This is a genomic window from Vibrio sp. 99K-1 (assembly GCF_013114585.1).
GTDB lineage: Bacteria > Pseudomonadota > Gammaproteobacteria > Enterobacterales > Vibrionaceae > Vibrio > Vibrio chagasii_B.
Window position 1 is genome coordinate 67,453 of the sequence record NZ_VTXF01000024.1, and the last position, 17,043, is coordinate 84,495.

19 protein-coding genes are annotated in these 17,043 nt (G+C 42.0%); 3 read left to right on the plus strand and 16 right to left on the minus strand.

Annotation, left to right across the window (positions count from 1 at the left end; all coding sequences use genetic code 11):
• Positions 1-20: 20 nt before the first annotated feature.
• The 3 genes from F0228_RS18450 to F0228_RS18460 all read right to left on the minus strand — a co-directional run bounded on the left by F0228_RS18450 (position 21) and on the right by F0228_RS18460 (position 5,519).
• Positions 21-3,110, minus strand: a complete 3,090-nt coding sequence (locus tag F0228_RS18450; protein WP_081090335.1) for an HD domain-containing phosphohydrolase — start codon at positions 3,108-3,110, stop codon at positions 21-23.
• Between the two features lie 369 nt (positions 3,111-3,479).
• On the minus strand, positions 3,480-4,484 hold the full coding sequence (locus F0228_RS18455; protein WP_105057220.1) for a metal-dependent hydrolase: 1,005 nt from the start codon (positions 4,482-4,484) through the stop codon (positions 3,480-3,482).
• 225 nt (positions 4,485-4,709) lie between these two features.
• Positions 4,710-5,519, minus strand: a complete 810-nt coding sequence (locus F0228_RS18460) for a sulfite exporter TauE/SafE family protein (protein WP_061032658.1) — start codon at positions 5,517-5,519, stop codon at positions 4,710-4,712.
• A gap of 319 nt (positions 5,520-5,838) precedes the next feature.
• Between F0228_RS18460 and F0228_RS18465 the strand changes: the two genes are divergently transcribed.
• Entirely contained in the window at positions 5,839-6,816 is a 978-nt protein-coding gene (locus F0228_RS18465) for a DUF1852 domain-containing protein (protein WP_061032659.1), read from the plus strand.
• A gap of 69 nt (positions 6,817-6,885) precedes the next feature.
• On the plus strand, positions 6,886-7,914 hold the full coding sequence (locus tag F0228_RS18470; RefSeq protein ID WP_105057221.1) for a methionine synthase: 1,029 nt from the start codon (positions 6,886-6,888) through the stop codon (positions 7,912-7,914).
• A gap of 117 nt (positions 7,915-8,031) precedes the next feature.
• Here F0228_RS18470 and F0228_RS18475 read toward each other — a convergent pair whose 3' ends face one another.
• On the minus strand, positions 8,032-8,469 hold the full coding sequence (locus tag F0228_RS18475) for a MarR family transcriptional regulator (protein ID WP_061032661.1): 438 nt from the start codon (positions 8,467-8,469) through the stop codon (positions 8,032-8,034).
• An 84-nt stretch (positions 8,470-8,553) separates the two neighbouring features.
• Between F0228_RS18475 and F0228_RS18480 the strand changes: the two genes are divergently transcribed.
• The gene (locus tag F0228_RS18480; protein WP_105057222.1) at positions 8,554-9,000 is read left to right on the plus strand and encodes a hypothetical protein; all 447 of its coding nucleotides are present in this window, start codon (positions 8,554-8,556) and stop codon (positions 8,998-9,000) included.
• A gap of 44 nt (positions 9,001-9,044) precedes the next feature.
• Here F0228_RS18480 and F0228_RS18485 read toward each other — a convergent pair whose 3' ends face one another.
• From F0228_RS18485 to F0228_RS18540, 12 genes are all read right to left on the minus strand, one after another.
• Complete coding sequence (locus F0228_RS18485; RefSeq protein WP_061032663.1) at positions 9,045-9,527, minus strand: tetratricopeptide repeat protein; 483 nt, start codon at positions 9,525-9,527, stop codon at positions 9,045-9,047.
• A 27-nt stretch (positions 9,528-9,554) separates the two neighbouring features.
• Positions 9,555-10,106 carry a class IV adenylate cyclase gene (gene cyaB / locus F0228_RS18490; RefSeq protein WP_061032664.1) on the minus strand — a complete coding sequence of 184 codons (552 nt, stop codon included), beginning with the start codon at positions 10,104-10,106 and terminating at the stop codon, positions 9,555-9,557.
• Between the two features lie 89 nt (positions 10,107-10,195).
• Positions 10,196-10,588, minus strand: coding sequence for a hypothetical protein (locus F0228_RS18495; RefSeq protein ID WP_061032665.1), 393 nt, complete (start codon positions 10,586-10,588; stop codon positions 10,196-10,198).
• A gap of 64 nt (positions 10,589-10,652) precedes the next feature.
• Entirely contained in the window at positions 10,653-11,024 is a 372-nt protein-coding gene (locus tag F0228_RS18500) for a RidA family protein (RefSeq protein WP_116871969.1), read from the minus strand.
• 10 nt (positions 11,025-11,034) lie between these two features.
• Positions 11,035-11,466, minus strand: coding sequence for a GNAT family N-acetyltransferase (locus F0228_RS18505; protein ID WP_116871968.1), 432 nt, complete (start codon positions 11,464-11,466; stop codon positions 11,035-11,037).
• A gap of 72 nt (positions 11,467-11,538) precedes the next feature.
• A complete protein-coding gene (locus F0228_RS18510) occupies positions 11,539-12,057 on the minus strand; it encodes a GNAT family N-acetyltransferase (RefSeq protein WP_061032667.1) in 519 nt (172 codons plus the stop codon).
• Between the two features lie 32 nt (positions 12,058-12,089).
• Positions 12,090-12,533 (minus strand): hypothetical protein, encoded by a 444-nt coding sequence (locus F0228_RS18515; protein WP_116871967.1) that lies wholly within the window; start codon positions 12,531-12,533, stop codon positions 12,090-12,092.
• Between the two features lie 194 nt (positions 12,534-12,727).
• Positions 12,728-13,228 carry an opioid growth factor receptor-related protein gene (locus F0228_RS18520; RefSeq protein ID WP_171762615.1) on the minus strand — a complete coding sequence of 167 codons (501 nt, stop codon included), beginning with the start codon at positions 13,226-13,228 and terminating at the stop codon, positions 12,728-12,730.
• Positions 13,229-13,332: 104 nt separating this feature from the next.
• Entirely contained in the window at positions 13,333-14,169 is an 837-nt protein-coding gene (locus F0228_RS18525; protein ID WP_171762616.1) for a DUF3626 domain-containing protein, read from the minus strand.
• Positions 14,170-14,301: 132 nt separating this feature from the next.
• Entirely contained in the window at positions 14,302-15,177 is an 876-nt protein-coding gene (locus F0228_RS18530) for an MBL fold metallo-hydrolase (protein ID WP_171762617.1), read from the minus strand.
• Positions 15,178-15,227: 50 nt separating this feature from the next.
• Entirely contained in the window at positions 15,228-16,124 is an 897-nt protein-coding gene (locus F0228_RS18535; protein WP_171762618.1) for a hypothetical protein, read from the minus strand.
• Between the two features lie 271 nt (positions 16,125-16,395).
• Entirely contained in the window at positions 16,396-16,872 is a 477-nt protein-coding gene (locus F0228_RS18540) for a DUF2059 domain-containing protein (protein WP_061032673.1), read from the minus strand.
• Positions 16,873-17,043 lie beyond the last annotated feature (171 nt).

Genomic DNA, 17,043 nt, shown 5'->3' on the forward strand with positions numbered 1-17,043 from the left:
TCTGGACAAATCTTTTGGGATTATGAAAGCTTGTCTACATACCCCTCGATATCAACATCATCAATTAGTACGTCTGGTAAGTAGCGCTTAGCATAACTTAGATAAGCTCCGCTAGTGAGCAATAATTTAAACACGTCTTTATCAATGTGCCCGCCTAACGCCATTTTCGACATGATGTGGATAGCCTCACTTAGCGATTTGGCTTTCTTATAAGGTCGGTCGGCAGCGGTTAGCGCCTCAAAAATATCAGCTACTGCAAGAATACGTTCAGGAATCGACAACTCTTCCCCAGTCAAGCCTCTCGGATAACCAAAGCCTTCCATCGCCTCATGGTGAGTCGTCGCATAACGAGGAACGCGCTCAAGCTCTGGCGGGAATGGGATGCTCTCCAACATTTTGATTCCACTTATCATGTGTTCATTAATCTTAAAGCGTTCTTCTGTCGATAATGTTCCACGCTGTACAGCTAAGTTATATAACTCACCGTGGTTATAGAGAATATCGGGCACCTTCATATTGATGCCAAACTCAGGGTCGATATAAAACGGCTGTTCACGTTCAATCACATGTTCAGGGCGATCGGTCAGTAATTTCTCTACTGCCGGTGTCGCTTTAGACTGATAACGCGCTTCCTCTAATGGAGATAAACCCAATCCGCGATCGAAGTATCGCACCCACTCTTTTTCAGCCAGTTCATGCAGACGCGCAATATCTTGATCAGACATGAATTCTGCCCCTACGTTAGCGGTGGCAATAAACTTAAACTCTTCGGTGAGTACCGCAAACTCTTGTTGTAATACTTGTTCTGGCTGCCCATCAATGCCCAATTCTTGCAATTTTTTGAGCAAGTATTGGATTTGTACATCTCGCCAAAGCACCTCAAAGCGCATACGAACTTCGTGGATTCGGTTATAGTTGGTTTCTAGTTTACTGCCTTTATCGACCACAAACTCTGGCGTCGCAATTTTGCCACAATCATGCAGCCAAGCCGCGATACGAAACTCACGTCGTTCTTCGTCATTTTCAAAAGCAAATCCTCTAAACGAACCTTGCTCGGATTTCTCGGCGGCTTCCGACAACATCAGAGCGATCTCTGGCACACGGTTACAATGGCCCGCTGTATAGTGAGATTTTTCATCGATCGCGCGCGCGATAAGTTGAATCACAGACTCAAAAAACTCATTTTGACGCTGCTCAAATTGCTGTAGCGAATGACTACCTCTCATCAGAGATAGACCAAGCTGATGAATTTCTTCAATACGGGAATGAATACGCTGCACTTTTTCGTACTCACGATCTTTAACAAACCTGACCTGTTTTCTTAATGCATTAATTGGCTCCGAGATAGGCTTTGCCATTACCCACGCAATTGGAATTAAAAGAGTAAGCACAAGGAATGATGCACCGACTGAGTAAACTACCGTTTCATTTACGCCTGCCATTAAGTAGGCTTTAGGGATCACAACAGCAAAATAACGTCCCTCTTTATGTGTCAATTTAGCAACATAGACATATTTCTCTACACCATGGACTGGTACCAAGCGCACTGAGTTAACAAATGCTGGCTCTCTTGCGAATTCAAGAAGTTCCTCGTATGGCACAAAAGTATAGGTCGATTGAGCTGTACTACCCTTAAACCATTTTTCACGCAGATATTTTCTCTGCTCTGGCGTAATAGCGCTGACCGCAAGATTAATAATCTCAACTAAAGCTCTTTGATCTTCATTAACTAAATAATAAAAGGCGTTCGGAATGTTGGGCCCTTTAATCAAATTAATTACCAAATTTTGGCGGAACGTTTCGCGTATCTTGTTTCTCAAAATTTGTCGAATATCGAGCACAGCAACAATATCGTCATTCAATACACCATCAATCGCATCGTGCAACGAAGCGTAATTAATGATGCTCATTTGCGGGTAAGCTTCTTTCAAATCATCTTGAATGCTCCACCCTTTAAGTAAACCAATTCGACTTTGCTTTACTTGCTCTAGGGTATTGATGTGTTGATTTGCCTTTTTAGTCAGAAAAGCAAACTTAGCGTGATATAGAGGTTTACCAACCACACCAATACTAGAAAGATCGTCTTGAGCGGCAATGGAGTGAAGAATGTCAATATTGCCGCGACCAAAGTCTTTCACTAACTCATCCCAGCTACGGCCATTCACAAACTTAAATTTTAAGCCTGTCATTTCCGATACCATCTTGAATAAATCTATTGCGAATCCATTTGGACGCCCACCCACGGCAAAGTCGACCGGGCCCCAGTTATTTTGGTTTGACACTGTTAGTTCCGGAGCTTGCTCAACTAACATTCGCTGCTCATCGGTCAAATTAACTGGTGAGACTAGCGGTAATCGCCCTTCAATATCCACCATCTTATTCGTTGCAATCAATTGCCCATTTTCTTGATAGATAAAGGCTTCAGCCTCTGAGGTCTTCTTATTCTTAACAAATCGATTAGTCAATTGCGCTTCTAAAGAGGAAAGAAGGATATCCACACCCACCACAGTTTTTGAACCCGGCACTTTGATCGAAAAAGTTTCACCTGAGACTTTTAGCGTATTAAACAAGTAAGGCGATGTGTTGTAAGTTTCATCATATTCAGCATTTTCAAACCAACTGCGCTGGGTGGGGATAAAATTACTGAACTCATTTGAAATATGTCGTGAAATAAAATTCTCATCGTAATAAATACTCACCTTACTACGTTCTCGATTTACTCCGCGGTGAACTATGAGCAACCACTTATCGCCGGGTTTTGCCTGCACACGTGAACGAATTTCCTTAGAAGAAAGATTAATCAGTTGGAAGAAATCGTTATTTTCTTTAGCCACAAAAATACTGTGGATGCTAGGTTCTCTCACTAGCAATTGAGACAAAGGGACAATGACACTCTCTTCCGGTGTATCCACGCCGATCAGAGATACCAATTGCGCGCCTCTCCGCGTTACGTTGTCAGCTAAATTTTGAAGACTAGATAAGTGGCTGGATACGCCAGTTGCAATAGTTTGATATTGAGTAAGGGTGTGTTGTAGCTCTGTTTTTTTCGCAAAATGGTATTGCAAGAGGATAGCAACACTGGCCGTCACGAGAGTGCAAAAGACAAACATCCCCCCTAACACTGTCCTTAACGATATACGCGTGTATTTTTTCTTCATTTTTATTGGAACAACTCAGTGCCTTAATATTTCAACTTACTACAGTATCGTTTAAGAATAACTTTGAAGCCAATGATAAGTATCCCCATTACATCAATAAAAGCTCCTTCGTAATGGGGCACCTATATCCTAACAACCTAGAAAATTGCCAACAATGGAAACAAGTCTTTCTGCTTCTATTAATTTGAGTATCGTGAATATTGATACTCAAGAACTAATTTTAGGTCGTATTAACTCTAAAATTATCAGTAGCTAAGTCATAAACGAATAAAAAGGCTGAGCAGATTATCTGACTCAGCCTTTTTACTTTTCAAAACTAGATCATTTATCGCCATTGAGCATACCGAAGAAGATCTGTCTCGACTCTGGCGTGTTGTCTCTGTGCGTTTCGTATTTTACATACGTATTTGCATCAACAGCTTTTGATAGTTTGATGCTCCATAGTGCTTTCATTTGATTAGGTACAATTGAATATCGGACATCGATAATGCGTAGAGCGTCTGTTGGATCCTGAGCAATATAACCATTCGAGAACCAACGGAAGCGTTCAATGTCTTTTGCTTGCTGTGAATTAGGATCGAGCCACGGGAAATCCTGACTCACATTCAGTTTCGCAATAGAGTCTCCAGGATAAGTTTTAACGGAGGTGCCGACTCGAACAGCATCTACGTAGTATCGAGATTCTGTTTCGTACACCACTTTCCACACTAAGATATTCGCAAAGCTCGGCTTGGCTTCTAACCGAATAGGAGTATGTTGGCGTTCTTGCGCTAATTGCCATCCTATCGCTTCTGCTCTATCCCTTTGTATCATGCCTAACGTCGGATAAATCAAAGCCCACAGAAACGCAATACGCGCTAACCAAGGGGCTCGCTTCCATGTCGCCAACACCAACAATATTAAGATAGGAATGGTATAGACAGGGTCGATAATCGAAATGGTATTCCAAGCATAACGTTCGTTGGTGAACGGCCAGAACAGTTGAGTGCCATAAGTGGTACAAGCATCTAACAGTGCATGAGTACCGTATCCCAATGCACAAAACAGCCAATTTTGTTTAAAAGAAAGCCCACATCTTTTTGCAATCAGATGATGTAGAACCAAGGCACAGATCAAACTGCCAATGGGAATAAAGAACAGTGAGTGGGTAAATTGTCGATGAAATTCCAAAGCCAATAAAGGGTCACTTTGAGACTTAATCAATGCATCTAAATCTGGTGCCAACCCGGAGAGCAAACCTAATACCCCAGCAACAACCAAATGTTGTTTTTTACTCGCCGATTGTGACAAAGAAGCGCCTAGCACGCCCTGCGTTAACGGATCCATAAATCACCCACTTTTAGCATTCCCTTGAACTGAACAAGTACATTTAGCTATAGCAGTGGATTGTCATAACCAAATGATTTTATCAATATACTCATGTACATAGCTGTATAAGCATAGACCGATAAACAAAAAAAGAGCAGTTATGAAAATGCCCTTTTCTCATTATTGGTGGTTGATCAATTTATTCGGTTTTGCTCTATATATTGATACTTGAACGATCTTCAATTAACGAGCCACCATACTTGCCGCGATAACAACCAACAGTACTGAGAAGATCTTCTTGATGGTTGGAACGGGTAAATGGTTTGTTGCTTTTGCACCTAAAGGTGCGGTGAACCAAGACGTGCACACAATACCCAGCAGCGCAGGCAGATAAACAAAGCCAGCAAAACCGTCGGTTAGCGCAAAGTGGCTGCTGCCCGATGCGATGTAGCCGATTGAGCCAAATAGCGCGATCACAATGCCACACGCAGACGCACAACCGATCGCCTTTTTCATATCGACCGAAAAGAACGTTAATAGCGGGACCAGCAATGCACCGCCACCAATCCCTATCATTGCAGACAAGCCGCCAGTAATGGTCGTCAGAACCGTTAATACACCTTTATTCGGTAGCTTTCGTTCCTTAGGTGCGTCATTTTTGCTGCTTAAGAACATCTTGATCGCAATAAGAACCACGCTCACGGCAAACACAATACGAACAACTTTCTCGGGCAACAGAGCCGCCATAAAACCACTAATCAGTGCGCCCAGAGCAACACCAAGCATGATCCAAGGCGCAATATTCCAAGGCACATTTCCATTCTTATGATGAGCTAGCGCAGAAGAAGTTGAAGTAAATAGAATCGAGGCCAGCGAAGTGGCAATTGCAGCAACAACAACTTGGTCGGACGGTAGAACGTCTAAATACAGTAAAATGCTGCTTAGCACCGGCACAATGATCAGCCCTCCGCCAATGCCTAACAAACCGGCTAGAAACCCAACACCACTGCCTAATAACGCACAGTAGAAAATCAACAACAGCAATTCACTCATTTCATCCATCTCTTAATTAAATTAATTGTCTTAAATAACACACAATTAATGTGGTTATATTTCCATCAAGATAATTAATATAACTGACACCAGCTTTGATTTTCAAACAGATAGATCATGAATATTCCTCATGTTGATTGTGAAGTATTACCATTGTTAATCCTCCCACCTTCCAAGTATAAAAATATTAAGCGATTAACTTAATGCGACATATTTAAAGAATATAGCCAGCACTCTTAATATGGTCACAAGCGAAAATAACGCACTGATATAAAAGACCGAGAGAAAGTCAGACAACGAATTGGGAAGTCAGAACAGTATGAATAACGAATTTAATTTTACGATTAAGAGCATCAGCCTCGACGAAAACTACACACCCGCAGACAGTACACGTATCACAACAAACTTTGCTAACTTGGCTCGCGGTGAAAGCCGCCAAGCGAACTTACGTAACGCTTTACAGATGATTGATAATAGCTTCAATGCCTTAGCTCATTGGGATAACCCTAAGGGCGACCGCTACTCTGTTGAGCTTGAAATCATTTCTGTTGATATGGACATTGAAAGCAACGGCGAAGCATTCCCTTCAATTGAAGTGCTAAAAACCAATATTCTGGACCACAAAACGAATGAGCGCATTGAAGGTATTATCGGGAATAACTTCTCTTCTTATGTTCGAGATTATGATTTCAGCGTATTACTTTTAGATCACAATAAAGGCCAAGATAAATTCAGTATTCCAGCCGATTTTGGTGATTTGCACGGCAAGCTGTTTAAATATTTCGTTAACTCTCAAGCGTACAAAGAGAACTTTAAGAAACCACCTGTTATTTGTTTGAGTGTTTCAGATAATAAAACCTATTACCGAACTGAAAATCAACACCCTGTATTAGGCTTTGAATACCAACCTAACGAGTCTTCTTTAACTGAACAATATTTCAAGAAGATGGGATTACAGGTTCGTTATTTCATGCCGCCAAATAGTGTTGCTCCTCTGGCTTTCTATTTCTTTGGTGATCTGCTGAACGATTACTCTAACCTAGAGCTTATAAGCACCATCAGTACCATGGGTACGTTCCAGAAAATCTACCGCCCTGAAATCTACAACGCGAATGCTGTTGCAGGTAACTGTTACCAACCAAACTTGAAAAACTTGGATCACTCACTGACTCAAATCGTGTATGACCGTGAAGAACGAAGCAAGCTAGCTGTTGAACAAGGTAAGTTCGCAGAAGAAAACTTCATTAAGCCATACCAGTCGGTACTAGAAAACTGGTCTGCCAACTACGCGCTGTAATCGTTCGATTTTACTCGCAATAGGAAACATACGCTCCACTTTTGGAATCTAAGGACAGGCAGAATTATTATGAAAACACTATTACCGACTTCAACAGCAGGCAGCTTGCCTAAGCCGTCTTGGCTAGCACAGCCAGAAACACTTTGGTCTCCATGGAAACTGGAAGGCGATGAACTCACAGACGGCAAACAAGATGCGCTGCGTGTGTCTCTGCATGAACAACAGCAAGCAGGCATCGATATCGTGAGTGATGGCGAACAAACCCGCCAACACTTTGTAACGACCTTCATTGAACACTTGAATGGTGTTGATTTTGAAAAGCGTGAAACCGTTAAGATCCGAGATCGTTATGATGCAAGTGTACCGACAGTGGTTGGCCCAGTTTCTCGTCAGAAATCCGTGTTTGTTGAAGATGCGAAATTCTTACGTCAGCAAACCGACCAACCGATCAAATGGGCTCTGCCGGGTCCTATGACCATGATAGATACACTTTACGATGCACATTACCAAAGCCGTGAAAAACTGGCGTGGGAATTTGCAAAGATCCTCAACGAAGAAGCCAAAGAATTAGAAGCTGCAGGCGTTGATATTATTCAGTTCGATGAGCCTGCATTTAACGTGTTCTTTGATGAAGTGAATGATTGGGGTATCGCTTGTTTAGAAAGGGCCATTGAAGGGCTTAAATGCGAAACCGCAGTACACATTTGCTATGGCTACGGAATCAAAGCAAACACAGATTGGAAGAAGACATTAGGCACTGAGTGGCGCCAATACGAAGAGGTATTTCCTAAGCTGCAGCAATCAAATATCGATATTATCTCTTTAGAGTGTCACAACTCTCATGTACCTCTTGAGCTGCTTGAACTAGTGCGAGGCAAGAAAGTCATGGTCGGTGCGATCGATGTTGCAACCGATTCGATTGAAACACCGGAAGAAGTAGCGAGCACTCTAAGAGAAACACTTAAGTATGTTGATGCAGACAAGCTCTACCCTTGCACCAACTGTGGCATGGCTCCCCTAACTCGCGAAATTGCCTCAGCGAAGCTCAATGCGCTAAGTGCTGGCGCAGAGATAGTTCGTAAAGAGCTTTCAGCTTAACGACTAATCTAAATAGAAAAGCTAAATCTTGAAGCCTAAGTATCGAATGGTGCTTAGGCTTCTGTATTCTTCTCAACTGCCACTCTCCATTTATCTAATCTCTTATCTATCAAACTCTTATCTATCTAAGAAGGTAGCCATCTTCTTCAGAGTAATTAGTGCCTTATCCAGCTCGTCTCTTTCAATGCCTTCTGCGCCACTTTCTGCCCATACTTCCTGTTTTTTATCTAATAGCGAATACGCTTCCTTGCCCTTTTCAGTCATGTTAACCAACTTTGCTTTTTTGTGATTCGGGTTATCAAGCCAAGTTAGCAGGCCATCTTTCACCATGATGTCGGTAACACGCTGTGTCGCTTGTCTGCTTTGCCCCATAATACGAGCAATTTGAGAAACCGTGACCAGCTCATCGGACTTTTCGATCGCCCCCATCACTTTCCATCTGGCACTGCTTAACCCGAATTCTTCGGTTAATTTGTCACCCTCAGCATTCAATAGACCACTGACCTTAAAGATCTCTAGTGCGATCTTTGTGAAAACTTCTCCATTCGTATCCATAACACTCACTTTGACAATATGCTGTCATTAAATTAGACTCAAACCAAATTGACAACATGTTACCAAAATAAAGGCGCAAATGATATGAAACCAATAATTCACAGAATAGCGGCATTAACAGCAACACTGTGTGTCGCTACATTCTTTACCAGCACACTACTTGTAGAGCTGTTTGGTACTTTGGAATCAGTGAAACTAGTCAAATCGATGATCGTTTTTCCGGGCTTGTTTGTTCTTGTCCCTGCCATTGCTATCACTGGTGCGACCGGTGCATCTATGGCAAAACAACGTAAAGGGAAAATAGTTGAACGTAAAAGTAAACGCATGCCAATTATCGCGTTCAACGGGATCGTTATTTTGATTCCAGCCGCGTACTTTTTGAATCAATGGGCAAGTTTAGGAGAGTTCGACTCAGTGTTTTATGGTGTTCAGGTTTTAGAACTGATAGCTGGTGCGACCAATCTAACACTGATGTCTTTGAATATTATGGACGGCAGAAAGTTTCGTCCAAAGAAAGTAAAGCAAGGCTAAGCTCATCGATTTTAAGCAAACAGATGAGCTTTATTGTCAGCAGCTTACCAAGTTTTATCTAAATCTTGAGCGTATAAGGAGATCGCTCGTTGGTACTCTTTGATCGCCTCACTATTGGTCGTAGAAACCAGCAACTCAAGCAACAGAGACGTCGCCTCTTTATGTCGACCTAAGTTGTACAAACACATTGCGTAGAACGGCTGAACTTCAAGGGAATCAGGATACTCAGACATAGTCTGTTCGAAATAGCTTAAAGCCTCAGTATACTGACCTAGGCTTCGGTAAGTGCTTGCTAAGCCAAACAACGCATCAAAGCGCTCTACCGAAGAAAGCCTCCCTTGCAAAGACAAAACATAATGCTCAATCGCCTGCTGTTCTTGACCTTGGTTGTCGTAAGACCAAGCTATCTGCAAGTGCGCCTTTGCTGCATAGTTTTCATCAGTGAGTAGCGTTGCCAGTAAGTCACGCGACGCTTGGTACTTTTCTTCTTTTCGCAACTCGATGGCTTGTTTGATAATGGTGTCCATAACTCTCCTTGACGCTTAAGCGCTGTGCTATGCGTTCATTTCTTCGAACATCTGTTTGTAAGACTGAGTTTGCAGTGCCGATTCAGTCAACCCAAATTTATTGGCTAACAACTCAAGATCACTTTTATACACAGACAACTTAGATTCATCGTCCGTCATAATTGCAAATTCGGCAAAATCACCGATACCCGCAAGACAATCGACCGTGATATGGAATTCTCCAACAAAGTAGATACTGCGAGTTTTCTGCGCTTTAAGAATCACTTCGTATCCCAAGTTCTCTAGCATACTCTTAGCATTCGACGCGTCGGTGATATTTGTCGCTTCACATCGGTCAGACTCTGGGCCTTTTACGATCCATAGCTTAATTCCTGAGGGCTCCATAGTGCGAATACACAAGCTTTTGTTCTGAGCCTGTAAGCTTCTATCAGGGCTATCGAAATACCAATCACATTCCTGATTGTCTTGCAGCATTACTTGATGAGGCATTAGGCTCAAAGTTTTCAAGAACTCAGACTTAGAACTAAGTCGATACTTCAGCTCAACCTCATATTTGCCTTTGAAATGGTCGTTGGTCATAAATTAGCTCGATGCAAAAAAGGCGATACTAGCACACGAACTAAATCTGAAATACAAACTGACGCACAACACAAACTAAAGCAATAGAACTATCTTCGACACGCTAACACACGGGTCCACTCTTCTTTGTTCATTGCGCCTTTCGGAAGGTAGATGTTACGTTTTTGCATCGCACCTTTTGTGTAGGAAAGCTTGATAAATGAGCCAATACCAAAAGGAAGAATACTTCCCTGTAACTTGATATCGCAAGCGTAGCCGTCGAAAAGAACATAACCGTTGGAGATTTCGAATGAAATGTTGTGGAGCTTCCACCAAAGCCCTACCGTCTTTATCGCTACAGCAACAGGGAATATCAACCCAGTGGTCCGCAAGGTTTGATTATCCCCGCCGGATAACCAATACACCAGCGCCACTAGAGCAGCTACGAATAACAACTCGAAAAATGCATACTTAATATAATTCAACTTGATACGGCTGTTCATAGATTTCTCGCGATCATGAAGGTGATTAGAGGTGTGACCGTTACGTTTATATTGATATGTCTGCTTAGAGTGCTGCCGTTATTTCAATTTCAACCTTTAAATCAGGGTGAATCAATTTAGATACCTCGACTAGAGAACAAGCTGGAAGATACTCTCCATAAAAGTCGAACAATAATTCTCGAAGACTGCCTAGTTCAGACATATCACAGATAAAGATCGTCAGCTTAATAAGATCACTGACTGCTCGCTGTTCATGCTCTAGTATTTGCTTGATCTGACTAAGTATCTCGTTCGTCTGCTCACCAATTCCTTGATCCTGTGAACTTGTGCCGTAAGCAGTCAAACCAGAGACATAGAGCGTACCGTTGTGCTTTGTCGCGTGAACATAAGGCCCAGCAATTGATGGCAAGCCTTGATAATTTATACGTTCAACCATTTCGTTTCCTTTATAGTCCAGTTAATTGCAGCTCCATTTCAACAAGCCCCTTCACTTCAGAAATTTTTGTAAAACCTTTTGATTGGTAAAGCTTAATCGCAGGGTTCTCACTGAATACACGCAGCACTAACTGATTCGATGCCTGACTGCTCGCATGTGCAATCACTAAATCCAAACACTTAGAGCCAAAACCTTTACCTTGGTATTCGGCTAATATCTGTAAATCTCGAAGGAACGTGATGTCACTGGTATAACTAAAGCGGACAACACCAATACGCATATCACCTACATAAACTTCATAGTTATCTAACTCGTCCCAACTGCGTAAAAACTGCTCATGACCCCAAACGATCCCGCGCGTATCGTAGTAAGGCGCCATATTCGTTTTGGTGATCGATTCAGCGAACTTAGGGTCTGAACCTTTGACCAACTTTACTTCCATATTGTGTCCTTTGTTTTCAAGTTGCTTCCTAATACTGCATCAAAAAATGTTATAAGTATTGAATCAAGAACGTTAAGAGGATTTAAGGGGAATATCCGCATCTAAAGCCTTTTCCAACCACATTGAACTGATGTATTTGCCATTTTTCTTTGCATATTCATTGAACACACCAACTTCTCGAAAGCCAAAATGCTTATGTAGTGCGATCGATGCCTCATTGGGTAATGCCACACCGGAAAGGACGCGATGAACACCGAAATCAATGATTGATGCGAAGAGCTGAGAATACAACTTAGAGCCTATCCCTTTACCTTTTGCATCTTCAGCTAAATAAATTGTGACTTCGGCTGTATCTTCAAATGCTGATGTTGCTCTGTACGGTTGAGAGCATGCGAAACCAAGTAGCGAGTCGTTTTCGGTTGCGACATAAAGTTGATATTTACTATCACTCGAAAATTGAGAGAACCATTGCTGTCGATTTTCCAACGAAAACTTCTCTTCTTCAAAGCGCGCGTTAGTATTCTCAATATAGAAATTGAAGATGCAAGTAATTGCGGCTATATCGGACAACTCTGCAGTTCTAATTTTCATTTAATACCCTTTCGGTTCTCACTGATTCGCGATTAGGACTTAGCATCGACCTTTTCTATAAACCAAGTCCCTTGGCACGGGCCATTGGTTAAATACCAACGACCATCAAACCGCATGTCGCTGCCTGTTGCTGAAAAGCGATAGTCCCATTGACGATGTTTCGCATATAACCGTAATTCACCGCTTTCTGAAACCCAACCCTCTAATGCTGTTCCGTTGTAGGTAAGCCTCAAAGTGGCTTTACCTTCACGAATGTTTCCTGTGATGGTTGTTCGCTCACACATATTATTGCCAGTGGTGTTAACACGGCGACCTAGCCACTCACCGTCAAAGTCAGTAGATGGTACAAATTGAGGGCTATTCGGCAGTTTAGGAAATGACTCAGAATTACTGGACCCGAACCATTGAAGTTCGCGGCCAACGAGGAAGAAGACAACAAAGCCAATTGATACAGCGATGACAAATCCCTTTTTCATAATCTAGTCGCCTTCTTAAAAAACTAGAAGCACCCTAACATAATGAAAAATAATAAGTTAACCGAGATGATATCAACTTTGATGTATACCACAAATTGCATTCAAATGTTGAATATAGAGAAAGCGGCATCGCACGAGAATGCCGCGCATTGGGAATCAATTATGTTCAGTTCCGAAAGCTCTGAACAGAAAAACTAACCTTCCAAGGCATTACGCCAATATTGCACCGTTTTATCAGAGACAGAACCCGTATCATTGGCCGCTGCGATCAAGAAGTCACATAAGTTGGTTGCAACCTCTTCATTGCCTAACAAGTATAAACTGCGAATGGCTCGCGTTAGTCGAAGCTGGTTATGGTCGTAATTCTTCAACCATACATGGTTGGCAGGGCTAAGTGGCAACAATGACGATATCTCACTTCCATCTCGCTGCATTCTCCAAAACTCAAGCATCAGGTCAAGCACTTGTAGATGAGCAGTGCGAAGCTCTTCTGAGTTAGCAAAGATAGTCCTATCTTCTTGAGTAACCAACGGTGCATGTTGATTGAACTTGGTCCTTTCATCTATTGGGAAAAACACTTGAATATACTTATGGTCGTGTTCCAACCAGAAGTGATTGTAAGCTAACAACTGTTCAATATTACGACCAAATTTGTCTGGCACTTCTCCAGAGATAAAGCGAGCAATCTCACTCATTTAAAATCCTACCGACTATAGTTTTTGCTTGCGGGTTTCCGCTAAATACTGGAAGGTACGATTAACAACCTCCCAATTCAATCTACTCTTGCTATTCGAGAAGCTTATTCTGACTTATAACCAAACCGAGCCAAGTAATGCCAAACCTTCTTTACGTCTTGTTGGTCATAACCTTGCTCTGTCACGGCTAGCCCCAGTATTTTCGCATTGATCTTGCCGTTCTCCGCTAACTTTTTTGCGAGTTCGATAAACGACTGGCCGCGATAATCTGGGTAGCGGCTCATCTCTTCTAGGCTTAACTCGTATCCATTGTGCCACTTTATCGGAACGCCCAATTTCACCGCGTGTTCTTCAATAATCGTCGAGCGGTAAATAGGGTCTAATACAAGGCATTCAATATCGCCTTTCAGAGAGATAACCCCATGAACATGCGCCTCGATATAATCATCAAGCAAATCGACATCCGATGACGATGCCTTATCAATCAGCGCTTTTACGCGATTAGAAATTGCGAAGTCTTCTGGCTCAAAGAAGCTGTCTGGATAACAGAACGTAGTTCGTGCCAAGGTCTCCGCTTTTAGTTGGAAATAACAAGATCCAAAACGAGGTGAAGCGCCAGTATCATAATTACGGTAGTTCAGTGCACCATACTTCGGCCTAAGCGTGTTCGGAGCATCATCATACGCGCCGTCGAACACACGCTTTTCCCAATGCCAACGATCACCACCGGGGTAAGCCGTCATACCACCATTACTGGTGCCAGTTTCAAATTGAGACTTCAAACAACCATCTTCAGCAATCGCTTCGAGCAAAGGTTTATTGCCAGACGTATAACGATCGGGATGGAAGTTGATCGTCACCGAGCAATTCGTTAAACAATCAGTACCTTTTGATTTCAATCGGATGTTTTCGATTGCTTGCTCTACTGCGTTGTCAGCCATGAAATCTCCTGTTTTCGAGAAAGAATACTGCGCCGACTAAACAAATGGTACGACACAGACAATAAACTTAACCTATTAAGATATGAACACAAAGTTCAACTTAGACAAGATATTCAGACAGCGGCAAATGACCTACTGCGCCTCTGGGGATGAAGCTTCCGAGCTAACCCGAAATTCCGCTTGGCTAAGCTTCTCTTTCGCTAAAGCCTCTTGCTGCTCTATGAAGCTAAAGAAGTTGCTCTCGCTAATGAACGGGTTATTCGAATCATCGACATTTCGTTTCTCACGATTAGCGAATAAATGATTCTTATGTGGATGGTTAGACAAATTCACACTCACTACAGGCGGCTGCAAAGCGATCTCTCGGACTCTATCCATGCTCTCGAAGAACTGCTTCGCTAGCTTTGGATCTCGTGCATTTATACTGTGTCCGCCAACAACAAATGCGCGATACGATATACCCTTGTCCTTCACCATAAGATCTATTGAATAGTCCCCTTCCGTGTGGCCGGGTGTAAGGTAAAACTTAAACTCGTCTTCACCAACGCTAAGGCTGCTACTGTCTTGCACAAATAACTCTACTTGGGGAGGCAAAAAGGTATTCTTACCGCTGCTTTTATTGGCTTGAGCAATGGCTAATTCGTAGCCCTTCTGCGTCATCACAACTTTTGAGCCATATTCAGACTGAAGATATTGCGCTCCACCAGCATGATCAGAATGGCCGTGAGTGACCAAAATATGCGTGATTGCCTTATCTTGTAATCCAAGCTTTTCTAGATTAATTGGTATCCATAGCGAATAAGGGAAATCGAGTGTATCAATCAGAACTAATCCCTTTGAAGTCTCTACCGCATAAGACGACACCCACCTATCACCAACGTAATAAACATTATCGAACATTTGGAAAGGTTCAACATAGCCATTTTTAATCGACATTTCCGCAACGTTTTCAGATGCTATTACACTCGTCGAAACCAGTAAAAATAAGCCAATAAATAGCTTTTTCATGTCCCCTCCTAGATTGCTGACGTTGCAAAATTTTAGCTGCAACACCTTAATTAAATAAACCTTTCTAATAAACGACACTGATACTCTGCGACACATTTTAGCTCTGCTGCTTGTTCAGGGAATCTTACGCGAAGAAAACACAATGCATCCGCTAGGGTTATCTGGTGCAGATTCGACGTATACTTAAAAACTAATCGGTGGACATTGTTATAGAACTCATCTGAATTATCTGAGCTTTGACACTGCGCTAAGATAGCTTGATCAATCTCATCGTCTGGATCTTCTAATGGGCTATTGGCCTGTCGATAGAGATTAAAAAGCATTGCGTCATATTGCTCCTTCGACAGCTCTTCCTTGCAACGCAATATCCACGTAAGCGTAATGAGGTTGTGCCCAAAGAAACCAAACTGTTTTAAGCATGCTAGTACTACGCTCTTCAGCTCTACGACTTCACTTGTATCAATGCTTTGGTAGCCATCAGAACGGGTCGATGTGACAAATTCAGTGAAGCGGTTAAGGAACGCTGGAATCTGAGACGGCTCTAACTCACGGTAAACACGATTAAGCGCCAATAAGATAGTCACATTGTGGGAAAGATATTCACTTATTTGAGAAGCCTGCGAAACGTAATGCGAGAAGATATCTTGAAAGCCCTTATTCTCATGCCACTGCATTAAAGCAACATACGCCGCTGGGTATACCCCACTTTCCAATATCCTATGAATACGAAAATCCGTAAACTTTGGCGCTAGCACCGTTGCAGAATACTCGCCTAAAACCTCAATCTCGGTTTGGTTTATTAGCTCACTCGTTTTAAGCCAGACATTGTCTGATTTCGCGAAATACCCATTTAGATAATTCGCAGACAAATAAGCTTTTAGAGAATGAGGTTGATGGATGCTAGCACTGCTATAAAGTGCCTTTTCCAATAGTTGGTCTCTTGTCATGTTTCCTCCATGAAACTGACGTCCGGTGGGAGAATCAATACTGCTCCACACCGAACGTCCACATACACATCATATGCTTGTCGTAATGTACGGAAAAATGCCATGTATTACGATTCAAGCAAAAGAAATTTGTATCAGCGACTCACTTCATCAGCCTATTCGAGAGCAACTTGGTTTTTACTTGATACGAGCAAATAGCCGATAAGAGGTCATATTCTAGGCTTCAGTTATAGCTGCTCCATATCAGGTCTAACAGTGATCTAGAAATTAATCACTTGCTGCTATGCTCGTCCATAAAAGGAGTCAGTTTTTCAACTAGCAAATGTTGCTTATTTTGAGCTTCAGCCATACCAATTTGCGCTCCAAGCTTTGTAAGCTCCGGCGACTGTTGAATAAGTTTCTTTCCAATAGGTGTACCATAAAAATCTATTATCTGTTTCATTTCTGACATCGTGAATTGTCTTGAATAAAGGTTCGCTATTTCAGTTCGCATTTTTACTCGATCAATATCGTTGTCAAACCAGTCCCTGTAAATCCCTTTAAGCTCTTCTGTCTCTTGAGCGTTCAGCTTGAGTTTATTAGCTAACTGATTAACGATTGGCAACATAGCCTCAAAGCCACCTAACATTTGCTTATCAACTTCCATTACAGTCAACAACTCTTGAGCCGTTTCAAACTCTACTGTTTCATTGGCTTGAGCAACTGAAAAAATTGAAATCGATAAAAATAAACTAACTACCTTAAACATTGGATTCCCTTTAATTTTGTAGAACTTAATTCTGTATATTTATTATTAGTTATTGGAGTAAATGATCCATTATACCCGGTAAAAATGTTACTTTAATTAGCATTTATAACAAGGGGTTATGCAAAAACAGCTTAAATTTGCAATTCAAATCGAAGGTAACCCTACCAACGC